The following is a 26292-nucleotide window of genomic DNA, read 5'->3' as shown; positions in this document are numbered from 1 at the left end:
CAATGCTTGCGATCAAAGGGCTGAATAAATCCTTCGGCGAAAACGAGATCTTAAAAAAAATCGACCTGAACATCGAAAAAGGAAAAGTGATCGCCATCTTAGGGCCTTCCGGTTCCGGCAAGACGACGCTGCTTCGCTGCCTGAACGCTTTGGAAATTCCGAACCGCGGCATTCTTTCTTTTGACGATTTTACCATCGATTTTTCCAAGAAAAATAAACCGGCTGACCTCCTTCGACTGCGGAGAAAGTCGGGAATGGTGTTTCAGGCCTATCACCTGTTCCCGCACCGCACCGTGCTTGAAAATGTGATGGAAGGGCCGGTAAAAGTGCAAAAGCGCAATAAAGAAGAAGTCAAAAAGGAAGCCGTTCAGCTTCTGCAAAAGGTCGGCCTAGAAGACAAAATGGACCTTTATCCATTCCAGCTTTCCGGGGGACAGCAGCAGCGCGTCGGGATCGCCCGCGCTCTGGCCATCAAGCCAGAACTGATGCTTTTTGACGAACCCACATCGGCGCTTGATCCCGAGCTGGTCGGTGAAGTGCTGAAAGTCATGAAAGACCTTGCAAATGAGGGCTGGACGATGGTTGTCGTCACCCACGAAATCAAATTCGCGCAGGATGTCGCAGACGAAGTCGTCTTTATCGACGGCGGCGTCATCGTCGAACAGGGTCCGCCTGAACAAATTTTCTCAGCCCCTAAGGAAGAACGAACAAAACAGTTTTTAAACCGGATTTTGAATCCTGTATAAACAAAACAGCCTGATCTCTCTGGATCAGGCTGTTCTTTTTTATTCTGCGGCCAGTTTAAACTTGGATGCCGCTTGATTCAATTCTTCCGACAAAGCGGAGAGCTGCTGAATGGCCGATGCGATTTCCTGCATGCCGGCGCTTTGCTGCTCCGCTGCTGCCGCGACTTCCTCAGAACCTGCCGCCTGCTCTTCGGTAACGGCGGAAATCTGTTCCATCGCAGCCGAAATGTTTTGATACGATTTTTCGACTTTTAACAAAGACTGAAGCAACTGATCGGTCCGTTCGGCAAATTGAGAGATCCCTTTAAAAATTCCTGAAAAGTTCTCGTATGTGCCATTGATTAATATTTGCCCTTTGTCAACCGCTGCGTTTCCTTCCTGAATGCGTTCCATGACAAGCCGGCTGCTCTCCTGCGTGCCCGCCACAAGCTGGGAAACGGATAAAGCGGCATCTGCCGAGCGTTCAGAAAGCTTTCTGACTTCTCCCGCTACAACAGCAAAGCCCTGGCCTTCTTCACCGACCCGGGCGGCTTCAATTGAAGCATTGAGCGCCAGCAAATTCGTCTGTTCGGCAATAGAGGAAATCATTCCGATGACTTTTTCAATTTCTTCGGTATGGTTTTGCATCTCTGCTGCCGCTTGTTTGGACTCTTCCATCACGTTTTTAATCGTCTGGGTCTGCCGCAATGTTTCTTCGACAAGCTCCTGTCCGGTCTTGGAATCCTTGCTGACGCCTTCGGCAACGTTCTTCATCTCGTTCACTTCTTCTGTGACGTGTGTAAGCTGATGATCGATTTCGGCAGCCGATGTGTGGCAATCCGAAACGGACGAGACCACTTCGTTGATCCCCTCGCTCATGCTGTTCATCGATTCAGCCACCTGGGCCGCGCTTTCGCTCGATTCAGCCGATACATTTTTCAGCTGGAGACTCGTCTTGGATACCTCTTCAGAGGAAGCTGAAATTTGTCCAATCAATTGTTGTAAATTTTCGCTCATCCGCTTGAACGATTCGGCAAGCTTTCCGGCTTCATCACGGCTCTTGACAGAAATGTCGGCCGACAGATCGCCGTCGGCAATTTTTTCTGATGCCTTCATCAGCTGCCTGATCGGCTTCGCGATAAAAGAACCGAGAAAATAGGCCATGGCCATTCCGAGCAGCAAGACAAATGCTGCGATCGCAATTGTATACCACTTCGCTTTTGCAGCCGTCGCCGGAATCACGGAAGCATCAAGATCGATCCCCAAAATTCCCACCTTTTCGCCGGAGCTGTTCTCAAGCGGCTGAAAAATCGACTGGTGAATGCCGTATTCATCCTCATACACGTCGCTTACCGTCTCTTTGTTTGTCGTTAAGGCTTCTTTCATTTCAGGAGAAAAACTGTAATCCGTGCCGAAATCATCGGACGTATCCGACAGCACGAGAATCCGCTCCTTCCCGCCCTCATTGGAAAGGATATAGATATTTTCAAGATTGTTTTTCTTTTTCAGGCTGTCCACAGCCATTTTTGTCTGCTTGTAAAGCGGATTGTCCGCAGAATCGATTTCAAGCGGATTCCCGTCCAGACGTTTGATTTGGTTTTCAGCAAGATGAATATCGGTATAAAGACGGTTTTGGAACTGCTGTCTCAGCTGCTCTGACAAGTCTTTGCTGATATAAGTAAACACAGCTGAAAATGATGCGATCGTGATTAAAAGCACTAAGGCGACGCCAATCATAATTTTGACTGAAATGTGTTCTGTTAGCTTTTTCTTCAACGTTTTCATCGTCTATATCCCCTTTAATTTGTCATGAGAGATCCATGCTCCCGGCAGACTTCCTCAATATTTTCTTTTAAATAATCGATAATTCCCGGGACATGTTCAGGCATGGTATACGGAGAAATGACGAAAAATTTGCTGACGCAAAGCGGTATCTCAGTCCCTTCACAGGATTTCACAAGCAAGTGCTTTTTCGTATCGCCAAAAAACATCTTGTCCCTTTTTGTTCCGAGCTTTTCAAACAGTTTTTCAGTGAGTGCATTGTTTCTTTCCAGCTCTTGAATGGTGCATGCTCCCGAAATTTCGTCTTCAAATCTAGGGGCACCTTCAGGATAAATGCGAAACAGCGTAGACATGCCGAAGTTGTCCGGGTTCACAATATCGGCCTCCGGAATCTGCTGAGAAAGCTGTTCCCTAAAATGCAGGTTGACTTCAAGAAACTGTCCGAGCAGCTTTTGATAGCCTTCATAGCCAAATGCCATCAACGCGCTGTACATACTGATCGAACTGGCCATGCGCGAACATTCCAGCGTGTAGCCCGTATGGTAGTCCCCATAGCCGCGGTGGCCGACATACGGCGTCTCATCAGGATCCAGATCGATCCGTTTTAAGTCATTGCGATCTTTCACAAGAAACAGGCTCGTCACATAAGGCGTCTGTCCGAGCTTCTGAAAATCAAAACAAAGCGAATCGGCTGCGTGCAGATGCCTCATTTTTTCCTGAATCGGCTTGATCATGCTGAGAACACCGGGACTGAAGGATAAAGCGTTCTCATTCAGATCGTACTCATTAAAAAAGGCAAAAAATCCTCCCAGGGCGGAATCGGCGTGGATATGCGGAACCGGCAGCCCGAAGCTTTTCGCCGTTTCTTCAGCCGCACGGCGGACAGCGCTCACATCATCGATGCCGATCGCATCTGTCGTTCCTGTTGTAGCTACGATATAAACGGGAATCCCCCCGGCTTCGCAGACTTGTCTAAGCTTCGCACGCAAATCTTCCGTATCCATGGAATGGTCGAGATTTGTTTTGACTTTAATTAAATGATCGCTCCCGAGTCCTGCGGCTTCCATTGACTTATACAAGCTGTAATGAGCCGCTTCAGAACAAAACGCGTAGAAATTGCCGGGAACCCCTTCTTTCAGCGATGACGGCGCCATTTTGGCAATCGCGATTCTGAGGCCGCTGTATACCGCACCTTGTCCTCCCCACGTCGTGTAGCCTCCGCTTGTTTCGGCATCATACCCCGCAAGCTTTGACATCATCGCCGTAACTTTCACTTCCGCCTCCGCTCCGGCTGGACCGTACACATCCCACAGGTTGTTCCCATTGACCATGAACGCCGTAAGCATGCCTAATATCCCCGGGATGCTCGCCATCGGCAGAATGTTTGTGAAAAAGTATTTGGTATGATACGGATGGCCGTGCAACAGCTTCAACAGCTCTTCGTTGACCTCTTTCATCGGCGCACCTTCGTGCGGAATCCGGCTCTCTGCGACCAGCTTTTCATAAAAGAAGCCCTCACGGTTCTTCTCGCCGCCAAGGTTGACCTGATCTGGATTTTTCAGCTCGTCCACTCCCTCGATCAGCTGTTCAATCAATGATAGGAATTCATGTCTTTTCGCTTCATTTCCGTCCTCGCTCGGAAACCATTTCTGTACATCCGGTGTATTGCGTTGCTGCATGATTTTCTCTCCTGCCTTGTCTTTAATATTTCGGAAAAAGTTTTCACTTGCCATATCGGTATAATATTCCTATATTTTTAGGCCTTCGCTCAAAAAGTTCATGAAATTGTTTAATCTTTTACATTTTCTTTTAAATAAAAAAACTTCTTAACGATATATTAAGAAGTTTTCGAAACATTTGAGCGCTATTTCCGTACAATAGAATGATAAATTCATATTGGAAAGGATTTCTTTAAAATGAAACAAGAAAATGAGAAAAAAACATTCAGTATGAGAATGCTGCTCAATATGGTCGGCCTATTCGTCTTTACCGGCATGATAGTCAGCGCATATACCCAGGCTTTTTACTTGGATGAACATCTCGAGATCTGCCGCTTTGTATACATGACGGCAAGAGAGTGGAAAGAATTTTTTTTGTTTGTGTCCGGGACGGCCATCATCTATTTCGTTTTGGCAAATGTTCTTTCATTCAAGAAAAAACGCTGAAGAAAAACTTAGTGCTTTCGTCTTCTCCATTCCTTCGTTTCCTCTTTAAAGGCAAGATACAGACAGACGATCAAGGCAATGATCAAAGCAATCCAAACGGGCATCGCCAGAAAAGGTGCATAGTTCAATATAAGCAACAGTGCGAGACAGGCTAAAACGGAAAGACAGATCAGCCTTACTAAAAAAATCAACGCCATTCCCCTCCTTTTTTCATAACATCTGCTGTTTTTTCCCTGCAAACTGCTGAACCGCAATGACAGCAAAGAGCCAGCCTACAAGAACGGCCCAAGCGCTCGGTTCGCCCATTGGCTCTGTCGAATAGAACTGGCAGATGATGCTTCCTCGAAAGAAACAAAAGGGTCCAGGACCCTTATCAGACTCTGAATTTCTCCCCTCCACAATGGAAAATGTATCTCTACAGCTATCATACATCATTTTCATCAATTGGAATATAATCATAATTATGTAAATTGAAGAGCCGCATTCCGAAATCCGCATTTATCCGTTCTGAAGAATGTGATACAATGACAATCGATTGTTTTTTTGAAAAGAGGGGAATCCATTGAAGCGGGAACTTGTTTTGCGCTGGCTTTTTTATTTTGTCGGATTGATTGTTTTGTCTTTTGGGGTTTCTCTTACGATTGAAGGGAAAGTGCTCGGCATCGGTCCTTGGGATGCATTTCACTACGGGTTGTATATGCTTTTGGGCCTTACAGTCGGCCAATGGGCGATTATTGTCGGGGCGGTTATCGTAGGTTTAACGTCCTTATTTACAAAAGCATGGCCGAAAATCGGCGCCGTGCTTAATATGCTGTTAATCGGTATTTTTATAGATTTCTTTACTTATATTCTTCCAGACCCGGAAACGTATATTTCAAGCACTGTCGTATTCGTGATCGGCGTCATTTTTATCGGTTATGGAGTCGGCATTTATGTGTCGGCAGATCTTGGTGCGGGTCCGCGCGACTCCCTGATGCTTTTGATTTCCGAGAAAACGGGCTGGAACGTTCAGTGGGTCCGCAACGGAATGGAGCTGACGATTTTACTGATCGGCTGGCTGCTCGGCGGGCCGATCGGCATCGGCACTGTTTTAACCGCCATTTTAACAGGCCTGATTTTGCGGTTTTCTTTGCCTCAGTCCAAACAGCTTTTAAAAACAGCTATGACAGGAAGGCGCATCAGAGCTGCCAAGCCTGTACATATGTCGCTGAAAAAAAACGGATGAGCGTTTCATCCGTTTTTCTCGTTCAGATTATTTCTGTTTTACCACCGGTATCCAAATTTCGGTGATATGGTCTTGCGCCATAATATTCCCGTCCTTAGGATAGGATTCAAATTGCGGAGCGTTTGCCAATTCATAGCCTGTCGCCGGAAACCATTCTGAGAAGATCCTTTCCCATGTGGCTTGAACAGCCGAATTGACGGGGCCGACGGCTTCAAATACGGCCCAAGTTGCGGCGGGAATCGGTTTCTCGACACAGCCGGCAGGCGTGTCAGCGGATGTTTTTTCGACCCCGATGACATAATGGAACGTATCAGCTTGATCATTAAAATCCATGCAGACGCCAAGGAAGCCGAGCGGGCCGATATCCGGCTTTAAAGAATCGGTAAAGCCGTTGTGATTTAATTCGTTCCAAAAAGCCGGAATGTCCTTTTTGTTTTGATCATCCTTCACCGTAACCTCCAACGCTTTGCCGATCACCTGAAACGGTTCTTTTTCAACAATCTTGTAATTCATATCCTCCACTCCCTTTATTTGAATATGAAAGGATAGACGCGGAAATGCCCTGAGCGTCCTGCCTTTTTCACGGGCCTGTGAAGGGCTGATACCGTGAAGGCGGCTGAATGCCTTTGAAAATGATTCCGGTGTGTTGTAGCCGTATTTAAAAGCAGCATCAACCACTTTTATATGTGAAGCAGCCAGCTCCTGCGCGGCGACTGTCAGCCTTCTTTTCCGAATGTAATCGGCAAGGGTAACACCCGTCAGCATGTAGAACATCCGCTGATAATGAAATTTCGAACAGTATGCGATTTGGGCGATTTCTTCGTGTTTCAGCGGCTGATCCAAATGCTTTTCAATATAATCGATGCTTTCAGCCAAACGATTCAGAATGTCCATTGTTTCCGCTCCTCTCATTTACAACGATACTTCATGCCAATCAGAAATTCCGGTCATTCCGTGCGTTGTTGTGACAGGAGCCGAACAGCCATTTGACGGCTTCCGGAAAACGCTTCGCAAACCTCTCAAGCCGATGTGAGCCTCCTTCATCAATGACAAACTTCAGTTCTTTTTCGAAGGCGGCGCTTTCGGTTAACAGGCTGAAGGCTTCCTTCGTCCTCGGTATCATCTCCTTCTGCAGATTATCCCTGTCTGCTCCTTCCATGCTTCCAACATCCATATAAATGCGCAGATGCTCATTTTCAAAGCGGTTATTCTTCATAAACTCGGTCATTCCTTCAAACCAGAAAGACCCTGACAAAGATCCGATTTTCCCAAATGTCTTAGATGCTAAATACGCCGTGTAAACCGAGATCAATCCGCCGAACGACTTTCCGATGATTCCTGTATGTTCACGGCTTGGATTTGTTCGGTAGCGCCTGTCGATATAGGGCTTAAGCCGATTGGCCAAAAAAGCGGCATATTCGTTGCCCTTCCCGCCGTACGCCCGTTTATTCGGCAGCAAATGCGGTTTGGGAAAAGGCGTGTATTCGCTTTCCCTGTCTTTCGGAGCCACTCCGACCAGCAGCAATTCCGGCACTTCCTGATTCGAAAACAGCTTTTCGATTGAGGGCAAACTGCCGCTGTGTGCCGGATCGAACAAATCGCCCAGATCGTGTACGTATAGGACGGGATAGCGGTTATTACTGCTTCCGTATGAAGGAGGAAGATAGATCAAAAGCTCCCTCCCGAAGTATGTATCTTTTATCAATGTTCCGTCTATCATGTTCATCACTCCATTCTGCACAGGTATCATGCCTATCTTTTCTGCTGCCTGTTTGCTAAAATGAAAGCAGAAAAAATATCATGTGAAGAGGTTGCATTTGATGAAGATTTACGCCGTTTATATGGATCAGCTGCCGGAAGCCGGCCAATTTAACCGAATGATGGCCATGGTCTCTGAAGAAAAGCGCAAAAAAGTGGGCAGATACAGATATCCCGAAGATGCCAGCAGGACGCTGATCGGGGAAGTGCTGGCGAGGCACATCATCAGTGAAACGTTTCATTTACCGAACGATCAGATCCGTTTTACGGAAGGAAGGTACGGCAAACCGGCTGCTGAAGGTCTGAACGACTTTCATTTCAACATTTCCCACTCCGGAAACTGGATCGTGTGCGGAGCTGGCACCAAGCCGATCGGAGTGGATGTCGAAAAAATCAAGCCGATCAATTTCGACATTGCCGAGCGGTTTTTTTCTCCTTCAGAGCACCATGATCTCATGGAAAAGGACGACTCAGAGCGCCTGTCGTATTTCTATCATTTGTGGACGATGAAAGAAAGCTTTATCAAACAGGCGGGAAAAGGCCTGTCTCTGCCGCTTGATTCCTTCTCCGTCAAACTGAACGAACAAGGACGCGCTTCGGTGGAAACTCCCCCAGGCTATCCGCCTTGCTATATCCAAGCCTATGAAATTGACCCAGGCTATAAAATGGCGGTGTGTTCCGCCGCACCTGAATTTCCAGACCGCATTGTGATGAAAAGCTGCGCTGAACTGTCAACGCTTTAAAAAGTTCCGCTCTAAAAATAAGCGGTTTCCACCGCTTGCCGCAAGCGGTCGATGCCGCGGCGGATGTCGTCTTCCTTTACATTGGACGTATTGATTTTTAATAGATTTCTTTTTGGAAAGGCCGACATATAATGAGCGTTTACCGGTTCGAGCAGGACGTTCCGTTTTTGTAAGCTTTTGATCAGACGGGACGCCGGGATCGTCCGGTCCAATTCGATGTGGGTGTGGATGGCCGGATGGCCGTGTGGATGGAATTCAAGCACATCCCCCAGTGACGCGGCACATTCTTTTAGCAGATCATGCAGAAGGCATGATCTTTTTTGATAGGAAGAACGGATCTTTTGCTTATGCTTTTCAAACATCCCGCTCTTCAAATAGATCTCCAAAGCGGCCTGAGACAGCATGGAACTGTCAATGTCGAGCAGCTGTTTGTACCGGTTGAACACATCTGTCAGAGAATCGGGCAGCACAGCGGCTCCGACCCGCAGACCCGGAAAAATAATCTTGGAGAAACTTTTCAAATAAATGACGTGTGAAGAAACGTCATAATAATGTAACGGGTCCGCCTTTTTATGATTCTCCAAATCTCCTAAAAAATCATCCTCGGCGATATAGACGTCATACTTTTCCGCCAGCTTGACGATGGCCATTTTTTCCCGTTCCGTATAGGAAGTCCCGAGCGGATTGTGGAATCTCGGCATCGTATAAAAGAATTTGATGTCTTCGGTTTGGAAAATTTGCTCCAGCTCGTCCATATCGATGCCCTCAGCGGTTCTCTCGATGCCGATTGCGGGTATGCCGTGAACTTCAAGGTATTGAATCAGTAAATGATAGCTCGGCTGTTCGATCAGAATTTTCCGCTTCCGGTTGGGAAAAGGCATTGAAGCGAGCAGAGCGAGGGCCTGCTGCACGCCTGATGTAATAAAAATGTGTTCCTCTTTCGCAAACACCTGGCCGTTGGCAAGCTCTTTTTGTATGGCCTCGATTAATGACGGAAGACCTTTCGGCGTCCCATAGATAAACAGATCGTTTTTGTATGTGTCAATGGCTTTATTGATGCAATGCTGAAAATCGATGTATGGAAAGACATCAGGATCAGGAGCAGATGCTGAGAAATCGATCACAGCCTTTCCGGGATTTGGTCGCTGATTCGTTTTTTTCACGACGTAATAGCCGCTTTTCGGCACTGAGTAGATGAGGTGCTGTCTCTCCAGCTCGCTAAACGCCCTGATGACCGTGCTTTTGCTTACTTTGAAGCGTACGGACAGCTCGCGGATGGACGGCAGCCTGTCCCCTTCCTGAAAGGATTTGTCTTCGATCATATCCTCCAATTCGTTCATCAGCGCTACATATTTGTGCATGTTCGTCTCCTTCGCCAATCTGTAACGGTACAGATTCCGTTTTTTTGTATTGTATCAGATTTCGCTTCCGTATAAGATGACAGAAGCCGGTAAAATATATGTATTGCATGCATACTTTAACGGAGATGATCGACTTTGAACAAATCTGCTTATGCGGCAGCTTTGCTCTATGCTTTTATCATTGGGTTTTCTTTTTTCTTTGTCAAATTGGCTCTCACTGCAGCGAATCCGGTCGATATTCTGGCCCATCGCTTTACGGTCGCTTTTTTGGCCGCGCTTTTTCCCCTTCTGCTTGGATGGGTAAAGATTGGCATCAGCATGAAAGATGCGCTGAAGGTACTGCCTTTAGCTTTATTTTATCCTGTCATGTTTTTTGCTTTTCAAGTGTTTGGGCTCGTCTACACGTCTTCGTCTGAAGCCGGCATCATTCAAGCGGCGATCCCGATCTTTACGATGATATTCGCCGCTTATTTTTTAAATGAACGGTTTACGAAGCGGCAATTCTTTTTCACCGTCTTGTCAGCGGCGGGGGTGGCCTGCATCTTTATGATGAAAAGCGCAGGCACCGGAAGCTCCGATTTGAGAGGGGCGGCGCTGATTTTGCTTTCGGCGCTTTCATCGGCGGGCTACAGTGTGCTCGCGAGAAAGATGACACGCACCTTCAATTCGCTTGAATTAACATATGTGACCACTGGTGCGGGATTTCTCTTTTTCAACGGCATCGCCGGGATCAGTCACATGGCAGACGGCACGCTGAGCGGATTTTTTGCTCCCTTCACTGATCCGGTGTTTATTCTTTCGGTTTTGTATTTGGGCGTGTTGTCATCGTTTGCGACATCATTTTTATCTAATTATGCTCTCTCAAAAATAGAAGCTGCGAAAATCAGCATGTTTAATCATCTGGCGACACTGGTGACGATTTTGGCTGGGATCATATGGCTGGGAGAATCACTTGAATGGTTTCACTTCGCAGGAACGGGGATGATTATTGCCGGACTGATCGGAGCGACGATGGTCAGGCCGGAAAGTCGGCTGAAAAAAGGCTAAAAAACGGAAAATCGGCTGTTTCAACACACCGATTTTCCGTTTTTCTTTATATTGCCGGGCGGGGCCTCCTTGCGGCTGGCCGCGGCAATCGTTTTGATCTTCGCGGCTACTTGTTCCGTTTTTGCTAAAAGATACATATGGCCGCCTTTGAAATAGTGGAAATCGATCGTACGCGCCCACTTTTTCCAGCCATGCGCATCCTTCATGCATTTCTCATCGCGATCTCCGTTCAGGATATGAACAGGCGACATGAGCGGCGTATGATCCGTATGGCAGAACGTCTCAAGCGCTCTGTAGTCCGCTCTGAATGACGGCAGGAAAAAGTTCATGACTTCCCTGTTATCTTTCAGTTGTTGGGGTATTCCGCCAAGCTGGATGAGATGGTCGAGAAATGCGTCATCATTTTTGTGAGACACTTTTTGCCGCTGAATATGAGGCGGCTGAATCGCTGAAATCACCGCAGCTGCCGGAAAGATGCCTTCTTGTTCAAGCTTTTGCGTCAACCTGTAAACAACCATCCCGCCCATGCTGTGGCCGAACAGTACGAATGGAGCGGAGAGCCTCGGCTTGAGCGCCGCTATATACAGATCGACGAGTTCTTCCAAATTGTCGACAAACGCCATTCGATTTGTTCCGTGTCCAGGCGGTTCGATGGCCAGTACTTCAAAATCTGCTTTTAAATGTTCATAAAGCGGTCCGAATGATGCCGAATATCCCCCGGCAAACGGGAAACAGATCAACTGCGTGCCGCCTGCCGGCGCTCCAAACTGCTTAATGATCTCGTTCATTTATCATGCACCCCCGATTACAGCGGCACGTTCGCCCAAAATCTGTCTGATCAGATCTGCATTGGTTTTGACAAAGACGTCCGCGAGCATTTCATCATGTCTTCCAGCACCTTGATATTCATCATAAGAAGACTCCGTTCCTTCTTTCCACGTCGAAAGCCATTCCGGGAGCGGTTTCGCGTGCTCTGATTTGATCAAGTGAATCTCGCAGCTGACCGTTCCTTGATGGACAAGGTTAACAAAGTAAGAATAATAGGCTGCCATCTTTTTGGCGATGCCATCGGCAACCGTCTTGATTTTCATATATTCATTGTCCTTGTTGGCTTCCATCAGAGCAGCTGTATCAGCTTCAATTGACCGCCCTTCTAAATCGCTGACACCGTTCTTCATATATGAATCGATCATCAGCAGCTTTTCGACTTTCCGCCCGTTCTTTTCGAGTGTTTGCGCCACTTCAAAGGCGAGTCCGCAGCCGGCCGAATAGCCGATCAATGTCAGCGGCCCTTCTGGCTGAAGGCCGGAGATGGCTTCTGCGTAGCGCACGGCGCGGTCATCGCTTTCTATAAAGTCAAACGCATGAATCTTATATTCCGGCATTTGTTCGGCCAGTTTGCCGTACACGATGCCATAGCCGAGGACAGGTGGGAATGCGAACAAATGGCGGGTGCTTTCCTGATTGAAGACGGTTTTTTTCACGTCATCCGCATGTCCGCCCTGGTCGATATAAGCCGCGAGGCCCTCGATTGTGGGCATTTCAAACAACACATTCACCGGAACATCGATGGCGAGGTCTTTCAGCATCCGGGAGGTGACAGCCATAGCTTTCAATGAATGTCCCCCGATTTCAAAAAAGTTCTCGTCTATTCCAATCTGCTGTCTGCCGAGAACCTCAGACCAAATGATCGCAAGCTTTTCTTCCGTCATATTGCGAGGTGCACGGTGCTCTGTTGGATTCGGCCGGCCATCTGCTTCAGGAAGAAGGCGGCGGTTGACTTTTCCGTTTGCGGTGAGCGGCAGCTCTTCAAGCATGATATATGCATCCGGCACCATGTAAGCCGGGAGATTCCGAGCCAGTTGGCGGCGAACCTCCTCGTTCGAAACCACAGCTCCCCGCACCGGGACGACATAGGCGGTGAGCGCCGCATCCCCATTCCCGCTTTTCTTGGCGATTACAACGGCTTCCTTTACGCCTTGACAGCGCATCAGCTCCTCTTCGATTTCACCGAGCTCAATTCGGTGGCCGCGGATTTTCACTTGATCATCGATCCGGCCGATGAAGTCGATATTGCCGTCCGGCAGCCAGCGGGCCAGATCCCCTGTCCTGTACATCGTTTCACCGCTGTTGAACGGATGCGGCGCGAATTTTTCCGCAGTCAGTTCCGGCCTGTTTAAATAGCCGCGCGATACCCCTGTACCGCTCAGACACAATTCACCTACCGCTCCAATCGGTTGAAGCCGGTTATTTTCCGTCAGAATGTATGCATTGGTTTCGTTTATCGGCTTGCCGATCGGAATGGAAACCGCGCTGTCCTCAATGCGGTTGACCGGATAGAACGTCGCGAAGACGGTCGTTTCCGTCGGCCCGTATACATGAATGATCCTGTCCGGTCCCATGGCGGCAAATGCTTTCTTGACATGGCTGACAGATGAGCGCTCTCCGCCGAACAGAACTTTGCGAATCCCTTTCATCCACTCTGTTCCCGCATCGACCAGGAGGTTGAACAGCGCCGTTGTCACAAACATGACCGTGATGTTTTCCTTCTGAATCGTTTCTGTCAGCTTGCCGATATGGAGAATCGTCGCCTGATCGGCCACTACCAGCTTTGCTCCGTTTAAAAGCGCGCCGTACACATCAAATGTGAAGCCGTCAAACGCATAGTTTGAAAGGGACAGCAAGGTGTCTTTCTCGGAAAGGCTGATGTAGTTTGTCTCTTTTACAACTCTTGTAATATTGGCATGGGTCGTCAGATTGCCTTTCGGTTTTCCCGTTGTGCCTGACGTATACATGATATAAGCAAGGTCGTCCGGTTCGGCGGCAATTTCAAGGTTTCGCCCGCTTTCTGCAGACACCGCCGGATCGTCGATCAAGATCGTATTCTGATGAAAAGAAAGCGACGCCGCCTGTCCGGCAAGCTCTTCTTGTGTCAACATGCAAACAGCCCCGCTGTCCTCCAGCATATACTGAATTCGCGCTTCAGGATATTCCGGGTCAATCGGCAGATAGGCGCCCCCTGCTTTTAAGACGGCGAGTATCGCGATGACCATTTCCGGCGAACGGCGGAACAAAAGAGCGACAGGTTCGCCGCGGCCGACGTTCTTTTTGCGCAAAAGATGCGCGACCTTGTTCGCCTGTTCGTTCAATTCCCGATATGTCAGCGTCCGCCCGGCCGCTGATACCGCGGGTTGTTCCGGGAGCGCTTCAGCACATTGCTCAAACCGTTGCGGGATCGTCAGCCCGGTTTGCTTCCGTTGGACTTGGCCGTTAAATTCATGGAGAAGGCGCTCTTTTTCCTTTTTGGATACGACACAAATGTCGTCAAGCGGCTGCTCCGGATTTGTGATGATCTCGCGAATAGCTGTCAATAGCTGTTCTTTTAGCTGCAAGATGAAAGATGGTTCGAAGACATTCCTGTTGTATGCGAGTTTCAGCAGCATTTCTTCCCCCGGTGAGGCGAGCAAATTCAGATCATAATTCGATTTTTCAAAAACGGTGATATCATCCATTGTGAAGCCGAGATTTTTTTCTTCGTGCTGTTTGTTGGCTTCTTGCAGCGGATAATTTTCAAAAACGATAATGTGGTCGATCAAGTTCGGCGCTGCTATATGACTTTGGATATCATAGAGCGGCATATATTGATGCGGCTCAGCTTCAAGCGCCTGCTTCTGCAATTCAGCGACCAGCTCTGTAAAGGTCGTTTGCGCGCCAAAGGTTACCCGTTTCGGGACGACATTGATAAACAAACCGACCATGTGCTCGACACCTTGAATGTCAGCGGGGCGGCCTGACACAACTGTACCGAAGATCAGATCGCGGGATCGCTGATAGCGGCTGAGCAGCACCGACCACACCGCCTGAAGAGCCGTGCTCAACGTGGTATGATGCGCTTTTGCAAGCTGTGTGAACACTTCTGTATCTTCTTTTGGAAGTGTAAACAGCAGTTCTTCCGGCTGATTGCCGGCTTGCTCCGGTTTTTTCCGCTGTTCGCTGAATGTCGTCTGCCCTTCGAATCCGGCTAAATGATGTTCCCAGTAAGCCAGCGATCTTTGTTTGTCCTGACTTTCGAGCCATTTAATATAGTCTTTGTAAGGTTTGACGGGCCCGAGGCTGTATAGCCTGTTTTCGCGGAGCGCGTTGTACACTTCAAACAGTTCCTGTACGACGATCCCGAAGCACCATCCGTCCAGAAGAATATGATGATAGCTCCACACCCATTCGTAACGGTCCTGTCCCTTTTTAAAAACCGCGGTTCTCATCGGAATGTCTTTTGAGAGGTTAAACCCTTTTTCTTTATCTTTTCGTTTATAATCTTCGATTCTCTCATTTTGTTCTGCTTCAGAAAGTCCTGATAGATCAATTTCTTCTGCCTGAAACGACCTTTCCTTTAAAACGACTTGAACCGGACGTTTCATTTTTTCATGAACGAAAACGGTTCGGAATATATCATACCTGCCGATGATGACATTCATGCTTTTTTCCAATATATCTTTTTGAAAAGAGCCTTTCACCTGCATGCTGATTTGTTCAATATAAAAGCTTTGTCCCGGATGCAGCAGCGTATGAAAAAGCATCCCTTCCTGCATCGGCGACAAATAGTATATGTCCTGGACATGTTCTTTTTTGAACTGGCTCAAAATCGTATCCCCCTTTCATAGGCTCGCCCGCTTAACAAGCGGGCAAGTCCTCGGTGTTTATTTCAAGTTTTCTTCAAGAACGTCAAACAGGTCGCCCATTTCTTCCATCTCAAGATCGCCGGCAGAAAAATCACTCGGTGTAAATTCGCGCTCCTCTTTAGCTGTACAATGATCGATCAATGCCGTTAGGGAAGCTTTGAATCTGTCCATCAGCCCTTGTACGGTCTGTCTGTCATATTCCTCTGTATTGAATGAACATGACAAGATGAATTTTTCCTTGCTGATGATGCCGCTGAAGCTCAGCGCATAGAGCGCTTCAGACCTTTCAGAAACCTGTCTGCCCATATCATAAGAAGAAGGTCCGAAGAAATCGGTCTGCACCTCCCTGTCGATCTGCCCCAGGTAGTTAAAGCTGATGTCAGGCTTGATCGAGAAATCGGCACCGGCTTTTTTCCGGTCTGTTAAGTAGCGAAGGATGCCGTAGCCGATTCCTTTGTCAGGAATGCGCCGAAGGGTTTCTTTGACGTTTTTAATGGTCTCAGGCAATCCTGCCGCTGCTTCGCTTTTTAAAATAACCGGATATTGCGCGGTAAACCATCCCGCCGTTCTCGAAATATTCATCCCCGGAATAATTTCCTCCCTGCCGTGCCCTTCCATATTGATGCAAATATTGGAGCCGTTCGTCCATTCTCTGATTGTCAGGCTGAGGGCGGAAAGCAGGATGTCGTTGATATCCGTTCCATACGGCTCATGCACTTTCGTCAGCAGCAGACGCGTCTCCGCTTCGCTTAATTCAAACGTAACTGCAGAAGTGTTTTCCGCTTTTCTTTCTGCGGCAGCCCGATCTTTCGGCAGCTCGCAAATGCGCTCTTGTTCAAGTCTGCGCCAATAATCGGCCGTTTTAAGAAAGCGTTCGGTTTGTGCATATGCCTCAAGCTCTTTTGCCCAATCTTTAAACGAATTGGTTTTGTCGGGGAAGACAATGTCATGCTGCTGTGCGGCTTGCGAGTAGCCTGATGCAAAGTCTTCCAGCAGAATTCGCCATGACACGCCGTCGATCACCAAATGGTGAATGACGATCAGCAAATGGTCGCCTTCCGCAGTCTGATACTGTTCTGCCTTTACAAGCGGCCCGTTTTCGAGATCAAGGCTTGCCTGAAGACGGTTTGCCTGGGCGGCGATTTCCGTTTCAATGTCAGTGACATATCGAAGGTCAACCACTCGAAAGGCGAACGAACGGTCGCCCGGCCCGCGGTTATACTGAATGAGGCGGCCGTTTTTCTTTTGATACACCATGCGCAATGCATCATGATGCTCTGTCAATGCCGCCAATGTCTGTTCAACGAGCTCCGGGTCAAACCCTGAAGGCGCGTGAAGCATAACCGACTGATTCCAGTGATGCTCGTTCGTAAATTTGCGTTCAAAGAACCAGCGCTGAATCGGCGTCAATGTGACTTCCCCTTCGACAGGTCCTTGATTGATCGGTTTAGCATCGGCCCATTCAATATACGAACTGATCTCTCCGATCGTCGGGTGCTGAAACAAGTCCTTCATCTCCAGCTTCCATCCGTGCTGCTGAAGCCGGCTTGCCATTTGAATTCCTTTGATCGAGTCCCCGCCGAGCGCGAAGAAATTGTCTGTGATCCCGATTCGGTCTATACCGAGAACCTCCTGCCAAATGTCCGCCAACAGCTGTTCCGTTTCTGTAAGCGGCGCTTTGTATTCGGCTGTCTGCGCTTCGACGTCAGGCTGAGGCAGCGCCCTTCGGTCGACTTTTCCATTCGCCGTAACCGGGAGCTCATCAAGCTGCACCCAGAATGACGGTACCATATAGTCCGGGAGCGTCTGCGCCAGCTTCCGGGCGAGGCTTTCTGTATCAAGCTGTTCATTCGCAACGACATAGCCGCACAGCGCTTTGTTGCCGCAGGCGTCTTCGATGTCGGTGACGACGGCTTCCTGCACTTCAGAGAGCCGCGCGAGCTGGACTTCGATTTCAGAAAGTTCGATCCGGAAGCCGCGGATTTTCACCTGCTGGTCGATTCGGCCGATGTACTCAAGCCGTCCATCTTCCAGCCATTTGACCGCGTCCCCCGTCCGGTACATGCGCTCGCCCGGCACAAACGGGTCTTCCGTAAAACGCTTCGCCGTTTCCTCTGGCTTGTTCAGATAGCCGCGCGCAAGCCCGCGGCCGGCGATGCACAGCTCACCCGCGACACCGACGGGCTGGACTTCGTTGTTTTGTCCTAGCACATACACCCGCGTATTGGCGATCGGCTTTCCGATTGAAAGCATTCCTTCATCAGGATCAATCGCCGCGCTCGTCGCGACGACCGTGTTTTCCGTCGGTCCATAGTTGTTGACGAGCGTGTAGGAGCGTTTTGCGATCCGTTTCAGCTTGTCTCCGCCCGTAAGCAGCACGCGCAGCGACTGGTTGTCCAGCTCCATGAACTGTTCGCACAACTGTGTCGGCAGGAACGTGATCGTTATTTTGTTCTCTTCAAAGTATTGATTTAAGCGCGTAATATCCATTCGGATCGCTTCATCAATGATGTGAAGCTCCGCTCCGGCGATCCAATACGGGAACATCTCCCAGACGGAAGCGTCAAAGCCGAAGCCGGCATATTTCGCGCTTTTGTCGTGTTCGGTGACCTTAAAGGCGTCATTATGCCAATAACACAAGTTTACGAGCGACCGGTGTTCGACCATGACGCCTTTCGGCTGGCCGGTCGTGCCCGATGTGTAGATCAAGTAGGCCAGGTTGTCAGACTGAGCTTGCGCGTTTGGATTCATGTCATCCTCTGGATAAAGCTCGCCGTCCAGAATGGAGCCTTCTCTATTCAAATCGATCACGTCTCCGGTAAATGTGTCTGGCACCGTTAATCCGCTTTGCGTCAAAAGCAGCTCTGCTCCGCTGTCTTTCAGCACGTATCCGATCCGCTCGGCCGGATAGCTAGGATCGATCGGCACATAGGCCGCTCCCGCTTTCAAAATTCCGAGCACGCCAGCGGCCATTTCAAGCGAAGGCTTGACCATGATCCCGATCCGCTGTTCAGGGCGGGCCCCTTTTTCGATCAGCAGCCGAGCCAGGCGGTTCGCCCGCGCGTTCAGCTCTTTGTATGTCCACTCCACGCCGTTGTACACCGCTGCCCCGCGGTCAGGCGTGCGGAGGACTTGCGCTTCGAACAGCTCATGGACCGTTTTGTCCTCCGGCACATCAAGCTTCGTCTCATTCCAATTTTGAACGATCCGCCGTTTTTCCGCTTCATCCAGAAGCGAAAGCTCTGAAAGGCGGGCATCCGGGTTTTCGGCAACCGCTTCGAGCAGGTTAAGCAAATATCCGCTCCAGCGTTCAATCGTTTGTTTCTGAAACAAATCTGTTGCATATTCGAACTGAAGGCCGATTTCATGATCTTTTTCAAAAGCCCCCAGTGTCAGGTCGAACTTGGCAGCAGCATGTGAAATCTCATACGGCTTGATTGTCAGACCGTCTAAATCGAGCGTCTCTTTATCAGGATCTTCCGTTGTCAGCATGACATTGAACAGCGGATTCCGGCTCATATCGCGCGGCAAATCAAGCTTGGCGATCAGCTCTTCAAACGGATAGTCCTGATGGTCGAGGGCTGCGAGGCTGTTGTTTTTGACCTCTTCCAAAAACTCGCTGAATGATGCTTGATCAGGTACATGGTTTTTCAGCGCCAACGAATTGACGAACATCCCCGGCATGTCTTTCAGATCAGCATTCGTTCTGCCCGCTGCCGCTGTACCGACGACAATATCCTTTTGGCCGGCAAGGCGGCTTAAAAACAGGTTAAAAACGGCGAGCATCACAATATTCAGCGTCGTGTTCGTTTCCGCCGTCAAACGGCGGATTTTAAGGGCGGCGTCTTTTGATGCTTTAAAGCGAACCCGGTCACCGGCAAAGCTTTGGACAGGAGGACGCGGAAAGTCGAGCGGAAGGCTGAGTTCCGGAACGCTTTCCTTAAACTGACGGAGCCAGAAATCTTCCTGTTTCCGAATGTTTTCTTGCTGGTCAGGTTCTTGCTGCCACACCGCATAATCCTTGTAGTGCAGCTTCGGCTCAGGGAGCGAAGCGCCTTTATAAAGCTGAGCGATTTCTTTGACGAAAAGGCTTCTGGAAACGCCGTCCGCAATAATATGATGTGTATCAATCAAAAGCAGATGGCGCGTAGAGCTGATGGAAAGCAACTCGGCTCTGATCAGCGGAGCGGTGCTGAGATCAAACGGTCTGATAAAGCGGTTGATTTCCGCTTCTGCGTCCTCTTCACGAATATGAATAACCTTTAAGTCAATGTCCGCTTTTTCATGCACAATTTGAACGGTACGGCCATCGATTTCAATAAATGCGGTTCGCAATGATTCATGGCGGTTCACCAAGTCGGCGAACGCCCGTCTTAAACGATCCGTATCAAGCACGCCTTCCATCATGAGAACAGACGGCATGTTGTAGCCCGTTCCGTTCTTTTCAAAATGGTGGAGGGCATACATCCGTTGCTGAGCGGATGAAACCGGATACCAGTCGCGTTTTTCGGCAGGCTGAATCGCGCTTTGTTGTGACTGTCCTTCGGATGCTTCAATACTGCGGGCGAGCAAGCCGACTGTCGGACAATCGAACAATGTTTTTAACGGTACTTTTTTTCCGAGCTTGGATTGGATTTCCGCTATCAGCATCATTCCTTTTAATGAATGTCCGCCAAGATCGAAGAAATTGTCGTCAAGTCCGACCTTCTGAACGCCAAGCACCTCTTCCCAAATGCCGCAGAGGGCTTTTTCAATTTCGGTTGACGGCGCTCTATACGAATCGCTTCGTCCGTTTAGACCTTGCGGCTCCGGGAGTGCGCGGCGGTCCACTTTTCCGTTTGCCGAAAGCGGCATTTTATCCACCGTTACGAAGTATGACGGGATCATGTACGACGGCAGCCGCTCGGAAAGACGCTCTCTCAGTTCGGAAACCGGCAGCTGTCGTTTCGCTTGAATATAAGCGCACAATTCGTCTAACCCCGAGTCAGTCGTAAAGGAAAGAACGATAGCCCGCTCTATATCATCAAGCCCGTTAAAGGCTTCTTCGATTTCTTTCAATTCGATTCTGTAGCCGCGGATTTTCACCTGATCATCCGTCCGCCCCAAAAATTCAATCTCTCCATTCGGAAGACGGCGGACGAGATCCCCTGTTCGGTACATGAATGTGCCCGGCGTGTAAGGATTTTCGACAAACTTCGCAGCCGTGAGTTCCCGGTTGTTCACATATCCTCTTGCAAGCCCGCTTCCCGTTATATACAGCTCGCCTGCTGCTCCGGCGGGAACAAGCCGGTGGGAGGCGTCTAATACCAGTGCTCCGGCGCCCGAAATCGGCCGTCCAATCGTCGGACGCTCGGCGAATTGTCCGATCATGCCCGGCTCGAGCGGTTTAGCGATTGCTCCGATCGTCGTTTCCGTCGGACCGTAATGATTGATGAATCTGGTGTCCGGATAGCGGGAATGGAACCGCTCCACATCTTTCGGATTGATTTTTTCTCCCCCTAGTACAATCAGTCTCAATGACTGAAGCCCCTTTGCCAAAGCGAAGCTTTGCGGCTGAACGACCGTATGGAAAAGCGACGGCGTCAGCTTCATATATGTGATCCCTTGTTCACCGATATAATGAGTAAATGCCTCCGGTTCTGTATACGTTTCTTTCGGGACGATATGCAGCTCTCCTCCGGCAAGCAGCACCGGGAAAAAGCTCGTGTATCCGAGATCGAACGCATAGGAAGACAAAAGCATCGTTTTATCCGAAGCTGACAGGTGCGCCTCACTGATAAACCAGGAAACATAGTTTGCCAGATTCCGGTGTTCGAGCTGAACACCTTTCGGCCGGCCAGTCGTTCCGGATGTGTAGATGATGTACGCCAAACTCGCTCCGTCCGTAGTTGGATGCGGCCGTTTATTACTTGCCATCAGCGTGTCTTTTCTGACATCTATCAGTCTCCCGGTATACCAATCCGCAAGATCCACTTGATGGGAAGGTTCTGTTAAGAGCCAGCGGACTCCGCTGTCTTCCAGCATATATTGCACCCTGCTCGTCGGCATTTCCGGATCAATCGGCAAAAAAGCGCCTCCTGATTTCATTACACCGAGAATCGCTGCGGCGACCTCTGCAGAACGATTCAGCATAATGCCGACAACATCGTCTTTTCCGACGCCTTCACTGCGCAGCACATTTGCGATCTGATTTGCTTTTTCATCGAGCACGCGGTATGTGAGGATCGTTTCCCCGCAGACAACGGCCGGCTGATCAGGCATTTCGTCCACCTTTTCTTCAAACTGTACATGAAACGGCCGCTCCTCAAGGCGCTCCGCCTGGCTGCGCCTCGCTTCTTCGAGCAGAAGTGCGCGCTCTTTGACTGAAAGCAGTTCGATGTCCCTGAGCTTAATGCCGGGGTTTTCGCAGATTTTTTTAATCACATTTAAGAAGTGACCGCTCCAGCGCCTAATCGTTTCTTCTTTAAATAAGGATACGGCATAGTCAAAACTCAAACCGATTTCGCCATCATGCTCCACAGCCTCAAGCGACAGATCGAACTTCGCCGTGCGGTGGCGCACCGAGTAAGACGAAATCTGCAAATCTCCGAGTTTCAGCGTCGGGACCTCCATGTTCTGCATGTTGAAAAAGACGCTGAACAGCGGATTTCGGCTTGTATCCCGCGGCAATGGCAGTTTTTCAATCAGTTCTTCAAGCGGATAATCCTGCTTGGCAAAGCCTTGAAGACTTGTCTCTTTGACTTCCTGCAAAAACTGCTTAAACGTTTTTTCTCCTTCGGGACGATTGCGGAGCGCCAGCGTATTGACAAACATGCCCGGAATGTTGTGCAAATCCGGATGGGTTCTGCCTGCCACGGGCGATCCGACGATCAAATCATCCTGTGACGCATACTTGGAAAGCAGGATATTAAATGCAGCCAACAGGAACATATAAAGTGTCGCATCAGCTTCAGAAAGCAGCTTTTGAATGTCTGCCGTCAGTTTTTGATCGATTCCGAAGACGACACGGTCACCTTCAAAGCTGCGTTTTGACGGCCGCGGAAAATCGTACGGCAGATCGAGAACAGGCAACTCGCCTTTAAAAACGTCAAGCCAATACTGTTCTTGTTCTTTCAATTTCTCCTGATGCTCCGGTCCGTTTTGCCACACAGCGAAATCTTTATAGTGGAGCTTAGGGGCAGGCGCCTCTTCTCCGTGGTAGAAGCCGGCCAGGTCGCGAATCAGTATGCCGGTGGAGCTTCCGTCCGTAATAATATGGTGCATATCGATCATCAGCAGATGGCGTTTTTCTTCAAGCTTCACGAGCTCCGCCCGGACGAGCGGCGCCTTATTCAGCTCAAACGGCCGGATAAATTCTCTGATCGCCGCTTCGGCTTCCGCTTCTTCCGCCACTGATTCCGTCAGGTGAAAAACCGCGTCTTGATGGATGCTTTGAACGATTTCTCCATCGATTAATTCGAACGATGTCCGCAATGTTTCATGGCGGCCGATCAAGGCCCGAAACGCGGCTTCCAAACGCTCCTTATCTAATTCGCCTTCCAAAAGCAGAACCGCCGGCACATTGTAGCTCGTGCTTGCTTCTTCGAGCTGATTGAGGATGTACATGCGCCGTTGGGCGGACGAAACCGGGTAATTCGGACGGGATGGTGCCGGCGTAATCGAAGCGGTTTCCTCTTTTGTTTCTCCTTGAAGAAATTCGGCCAGCTCTCTGATCGTCGGTTTTTCAAACAATACTTTGATCGGCACCTCTTTTTGGAGCTGCTCTTGTATTTTGGCAGTCAGCATCATCGCCTTCAGCGAGTGTCCGCCGATGGAAAAGAAGTTGTCATCGATTCCCGGCTGCTTGATGCCGAGAATCTCTTCCCAGATTGCCGCCAGAATTTCTTCCGTTTCATTTTTTGGCGCTTCGAATCTAGCAGTCTCTTCAGCGATAGGAGCCGGAAGCTGACGTTTGTCAACCTTTCCGTTGGCTGTCAGCGGCATGCTGTCGAGTTCGATCAAATGAGCCGGAATCATATACTCCGGAAGCGACCGGGACAGCTCTGTCCGCAGCTGTGCGGCCGGCCTCGTGCCAACGGCAGTGTAATAGGCGCAAATCTCGTTTTCTCCGGCGTTGTTTTCCCGAATGACAGCGGCCGCTTCTGAAATCCCCTCAAGGCGGGCTAAAGCCGCTTCAACCTCGCCTAATTCGATCCGGAAGCCGCGAACCTTCACTTGATGATCAATTCGGCCGAGGAATTCGATATTCCCGTCGGGAAGCCATTTTGCCAAGTCGCCCGTACGGTACATCCGCTTCCCTTCGGCAAAAGGATCGCCGACAAACTTTTCATCTGTCAGCTCAGGCTGATTCAAGTAGCCGCGCGCCACCCCGTCTCCGCCGACACACAGTTCACCGGGCACGCCGATCGGCTGAAGCGAGCCGTGTTCATCAACGATATAGGCGGTTGAATTTCCGATCGGCTTTCCAATCGGGATCGTTCTCTCATATGCTTGATCGATCAAAAAACAGGTCGAAAATGTCGTATTTTCGGTGGGCCCGTATCCGTTCCAAAGCGACAGTTCCGGTGATTCGCGTTTGACTCTGTTGACGATTCCCGGAACAAGGGCATCTCCGCCGATAATCAGATCGTTCAAGGTTGCAAACATTCCCGGATCCTGCTGAGCAAGCTGATTGAAAAGAGGCGAAGTCAGCCACATTGTTGTGATTCCGGTTTCCTTCAGAAACATGTTGAACCTTTTTCCATCAAGGAGCGTCTCTTTCGGGACGGGATAAAGGGTTCCTCCGTTTAGCAGTGCGCCGAATACTTCAAATGTACTGGCATCAAAGCTGACAGCCCCCGTCTGCGCCATCTTCACGCCGCTCTTCAGCGGGATGCAGCCCGCATTTTTGACAAGGCGGACGATATTGCGGTGTTCGACCATAACGCCCTTCGGCCTGCCCGTCGATCCGGATGTATAAATGTAATAGGCAAGATCTTCGGGCTTGTTGACATGTTCAAGGTTGGCGGCATCTTCTTTTTCTGCATCCATCGCATTTACGGCGAGCACCTCATAACCTTCCAGCGAAATCTGCGTACTGTCTTTTGTAAGGACGATCTTTGACCCGCTGTCTTCGAGCAAAAAGCGAATCCGCTCTTCAGGATATCCGGGATCGATCGGCACGTACACGCCGCCTGCTTTCAGCACCGCCAGCATGCTGACGGCTGCTTCAAGCGACCGCTCCATCATAATGGCGGCGGCATTTCCGTGCATCAAGCCTTTAGCTTTCAGTCTTCTCGCGAGCTGATTGGCTTTCTCATTCAGCCTGCGGTAAGTCAGGCTTCTTCCGTCAGCGGCAACAGCCGTTTTGTCAGGAGACGCTTTAACCTGTTCTTCAAACAGCTCCGGGATCGTCTTTTCTCTTGGATAATCGGATTTTGTTTGATTAAAAGCGAGCAGCGTTTGTTGCTCCTGTTTTGATAACATGGCGGCGCTGGCTGCTTTTGACTCGGGATTTGCAATCGCCTCTTCTGCAAGTCTCGTTAAATGCCCGGCGGCCTGCTCAATGAAAGCCGCATCAAAAGCCGCACCGTTGTATTTCAATTTGATCGTCCACTCAGCTCCCGGATAAACGATCAAATTAAAGTCGTAATTCGTTTGTTCAAAAGCTCCGGCAGCCTTGATGGAAAAGCCGAGCCTCTCATGAATCGTTCCGTTTTCAAGCTCCTTATCAAGCGGATAGTTCTCAAACGCGACAAGGTGGCTGATCAAGCGGCCGTCCAATGCCGATTGCTTTTGAATCTCATAGAGCGGTAGATAGTCGTACCGCTCCGCGTCAATCGCATGCTGCTGTGCTTGTTTGAACAGCTCGGCAAACGATACGTTTTGATCGACCTTTAAACGGACAGGGATCGTGTTGATGAACAGCCCTGCCATATGCTCGATTCCGTCAATTTCCGACGGGCGCCCGGACACAACCGTGCCGAACACGACATCATCGGTTCTGTTATATTTGGCAAGAACCGCTCCCCAAATCGCCTGAAAAAGGTTGGGAGCTGTGACATGATAGCGGTTTGCCGCCTGTTGAAGGGCATCCACCATATTCTTGTCCCAAACAAACGTAAACTCCTCGTTCCGGTACGATTCTGAATCCGGCCGCGGTTTGCCGCCGGGAATGACGCTCGGACTTTCTAAACCCGAAAGGCGGTGTTCCCAGTAGGATGCCGCTTCACCCTTATCCTGCCGGCCGAGCCATTTAATATAGTCCGCATACGGTTTTCCCTGATCAAGCGGAACCGTCCGGTTTGCTCGAAACGCTTCATAGTTTTGAAAAAGGCGTTTCATTAATATCCCCATGCTCCAGCCGTCCATCACGATATGATGGTTGCTCCAGACGAGAAGGTACTTATTCCGGTCAAGCCGAAAGACCGCCGTTTTAAACAGCATGTCTTTCGCCAAATTAAACCCGGCAGCCTGTACCTCTTGTTTATACCGGTCAATGCGGTTTGTTTGCCTTTCCTCATCCAAGTCCGCAAGATCCTCAAATTCCACTATTGCCTGCCGTTCAGCCAGGACAACCTGGCGCGGTTTTTGCAATTGCTGGTGAACAAAAACCGTTCTGAGAATATCGTATGAACGCACGAGCTGATTCACGCTTTTTTCAAAGATCCCCAAATCAAATTCCCCGTCTATGAATAGCTCCAGCTGTGTGAAGTAAGAGGAAGATTCCGGATCAAGCATTGCGTGGTACAGCATCCCTTCCTGCATCGGTGTCAAAGGATACACCTTTTGAATCTTTTGTTTCCCCATAAGGCACCTCGTTTTTTTG

Annotated in this window: 14 protein-coding genes; 5 read left to right on the top strand and 9 right to left on the bottom strand. The window is 49.5% G+C overall.

The features are described 5' to 3' along the window. The first annotated feature begins 2 nt into the window (after window positions 1-2). Window positions 3-746: an amino acid ABC transporter ATP-binding protein gene (locus MHH76_RS02270; protein WP_003178866.1), complete on the top strand. Its 744-nt coding sequence runs from the start codon at window positions 3-5 to the stop codon at window positions 744-746. A gap of 39 nt (window positions 747-785) precedes the next feature. Here MHH76_RS02270 and MHH76_RS02265 read toward each other — a convergent pair whose 3' ends face one another. Both MHH76_RS02265 and MHH76_RS02260 read right to left on the bottom strand, forming a co-directional pair. Beyond that, window positions 786-2510, bottom strand: coding sequence for a methyl-accepting chemotaxis protein (locus MHH76_RS02265; RefSeq protein WP_020450119.1), 1725 nt, complete (start codon window positions 2508-2510; stop codon window positions 786-788). Between the two features lie 14 nt (window positions 2511-2524). Beyond that, complete coding sequence (locus MHH76_RS02260) at window positions 2525-4186, bottom strand: pyridoxal-dependent decarboxylase (RefSeq protein ID WP_020450118.1); 1662 nt, start codon at window positions 4184-4186, stop codon at window positions 2525-2527. A gap of 237 nt (window positions 4187-4423) precedes the next feature. On the opposite strand from MHH76_RS02260, the gene MHH76_RS02255 reads away from it, so the two are divergent. Further along, a complete protein-coding gene (locus MHH76_RS02255) occupies window positions 4424-4672 on the top strand; it encodes a hypothetical protein (protein WP_020450117.1) in 249 nt (82 codons plus the stop codon). Between the two features lie 8 nt (window positions 4673-4680). Here the strand turns inward: MHH76_RS02255 and MHH76_RS02250 are convergent, their stop codons facing one another. Beyond that, window positions 4681-4869 carry a hypothetical protein gene (locus MHH76_RS02250; protein ID WP_020450116.1) on the bottom strand — a complete coding sequence of 63 codons (189 nt, stop codon included), beginning with the start codon at window positions 4867-4869 and terminating at the stop codon, window positions 4681-4683. Window positions 4870-5234: 365 nt separating this feature from the next. Between MHH76_RS02250 and MHH76_RS02245 the strand changes: the two genes are divergently transcribed. Next, window positions 5235-5897, top strand: a complete 663-nt coding sequence (locus MHH76_RS02245) for a YitT family protein (RefSeq protein ID WP_020450114.1) — start codon at window positions 5235-5237, stop codon at window positions 5895-5897. 27 nt (window positions 5898-5924) lie between these two features. Here the strand turns inward: MHH76_RS02245 and MHH76_RS02240 are convergent, their stop codons facing one another. Both MHH76_RS02240 and MHH76_RS02235 read right to left on the bottom strand, forming a co-directional pair. Next, the gene (locus tag MHH76_RS02240) at window positions 5925-6791 is read right to left on the bottom strand and encodes an AraC family transcriptional regulator (RefSeq protein WP_043054053.1); all 867 of its coding nucleotides are present in this window, start codon (window positions 6789-6791) and stop codon (window positions 5925-5927) included. Window positions 6792-6831: 40 nt separating this feature from the next. Then, window positions 6832-7617 carry an alpha/beta hydrolase-fold protein gene (locus MHH76_RS02235; RefSeq protein ID WP_228119605.1) on the bottom strand — a complete coding sequence of 262 codons (786 nt, stop codon included), beginning with the start codon at window positions 7615-7617 and terminating at the stop codon, window positions 6832-6834. A gap of 100 nt (window positions 7618-7717) precedes the next feature. On the opposite strand from MHH76_RS02235, the gene MHH76_RS02230 reads away from it, so the two are divergent. Continuing rightward, window positions 7718-8398, top strand: coding sequence for a 4'-phosphopantetheinyl transferase superfamily protein (locus MHH76_RS02230; RefSeq protein ID WP_020450111.1), 681 nt, complete (start codon window positions 7718-7720; stop codon window positions 8396-8398). Window positions 8399-8409: 11 nt separating this feature from the next. Here the strand turns inward: MHH76_RS02230 and MHH76_RS02225 are convergent, their stop codons facing one another. Continuing rightward, window positions 8410-9759 (bottom strand): PLP-dependent aminotransferase family protein, encoded by a 1350-nt coding sequence (locus MHH76_RS02225; protein ID WP_020450110.1) that lies wholly within the window; start codon window positions 9757-9759, stop codon window positions 8410-8412. Between the two features lie 135 nt (window positions 9760-9894). On the opposite strand from MHH76_RS02225, the gene MHH76_RS02220 reads away from it, so the two are divergent. Beyond that, the gene (locus MHH76_RS02220) at window positions 9895-10806 is read left to right on the top strand and encodes a DMT family transporter (RefSeq protein ID WP_020450109.1); all 912 of its coding nucleotides are present in this window, start codon (window positions 9895-9897) and stop codon (window positions 10804-10806) included. Window positions 10807-10826: 20 nt separating this feature from the next. On the opposite strand, the gene licTE is transcribed toward MHH76_RS02220, so the two are convergent. Genes licTE through licB form a run of 3 tightly spaced genes read right to left on the bottom strand, consistent with a single transcriptional unit; the run spans window position 10827 to window position 26273 of the window. After that, window positions 10827-11594: a lichenysin biosynthesis thioesterase LicTE gene (licTE, locus tag MHH76_RS02215; RefSeq protein WP_020450108.1), complete on the bottom strand. Its 768-nt coding sequence runs from the start codon at window positions 11592-11594 to the stop codon at window positions 10827-10829. 3 nt (window positions 11595-11597) lie between these two features. Next, the gene (gene licC / locus MHH76_RS02210) at window positions 11598-15446 is read right to left on the bottom strand and encodes a lichenysin non-ribosomal peptide synthetase LicC (protein WP_043054052.1); all 3849 of its coding nucleotides are present in this window, start codon (window positions 15444-15446) and stop codon (window positions 11598-11600) included. Window positions 15447-15503: 57 nt separating this feature from the next. Continuing rightward, entirely contained in the window at window positions 15504-26273 is a 10770-nt protein-coding gene (gene licB, locus MHH76_RS02205; protein ID WP_339223930.1) for a lichenysin non-ribosomal peptide synthetase LicB, read from the bottom strand. Window positions 26274-26292 lie beyond the last annotated feature (19 nt).

Origin of the sequence: Bacillus sp. FSL L8-0193 (genome assembly GCF_037976065.1) — a bacterium.
In the GTDB taxonomy this organism is placed as follows: domain Bacteria; phylum Bacillota; class Bacilli; order Bacillales; family Bacillaceae; genus Bacillus; species Bacillus paralicheniformis.
Note: the sequence above shows the minus strand (reverse complement) of the source record. Positions and strands in the feature narration are given on the sequence as shown.

Bases quoted from the DNA above. Each gene is read 5' to 3' on its own strand.
- MHH76_RS02270 (WP_003178866.1), top strand. From the start codon at position 3: ATGCTTGCGATCAAAGGGCTGAATAAATCCTTCGGCGAAAACGAGATC.
- MHH76_RS02265 (WP_020450119.1), bottom strand. From the start codon at position 2,510: ATGAAAACGTTGAAGAAAAAGCTAACAGAACACATTTCAGTCAAAATT.
- MHH76_RS02260 (WP_020450118.1), bottom strand. From the start codon at position 4,186: ATGCAGCAACGCAATACACCGGATGTACAGAAATGGTTTCCGAGCGAG.
- MHH76_RS02255 (WP_020450117.1), top strand. From the start codon at position 4,424: ATGAAACAAGAAAATGAGAAAAAAACATTCAGTATGAGAATGCTGCTC.
- MHH76_RS02250 (WP_020450116.1), bottom strand. From the start codon at position 4,869: ATGGCGTTGATTTTTTTAGTAAGGCTGATCTGTCTTTCCGTTTTAGCC.
- MHH76_RS02240 (WP_043054053.1), bottom strand. From the start codon at position 6,791: ATGGACATTCTGAATCGTTTGGCTGAAAGCATCGATTATATTGAAAAG.
- MHH76_RS02235 (WP_228119605.1), bottom strand. From the start codon at position 7,617: ATGATAGACGGAACATTGATAAAAGATACATACTTCGGGAGGGAGCTT.
- MHH76_RS02230 (WP_020450111.1), top strand. From the start codon at position 7,718: ATGAAGATTTACGCCGTTTATATGGATCAGCTGCCGGAAGCCGGCCAA.
- MHH76_RS02225 (WP_020450110.1), bottom strand. From the start codon at position 9,759: ATGCACAAATATGTAGCGCTGATGAACGAATTGGAGGATATGATCGAA.
- licTE (WP_020450108.1), bottom strand. From the start codon at position 11,594: ATGAACGAGATCATTAAGCAGTTTGGAGCGCCGGCAGGCGGCACGCAG.
- licB (WP_339223930.1), bottom strand. From the start codon at position 26,273: ATGGGGAAACAAAAGATTCAAAAGGTGTATCCTTTGACACCGATGCAG.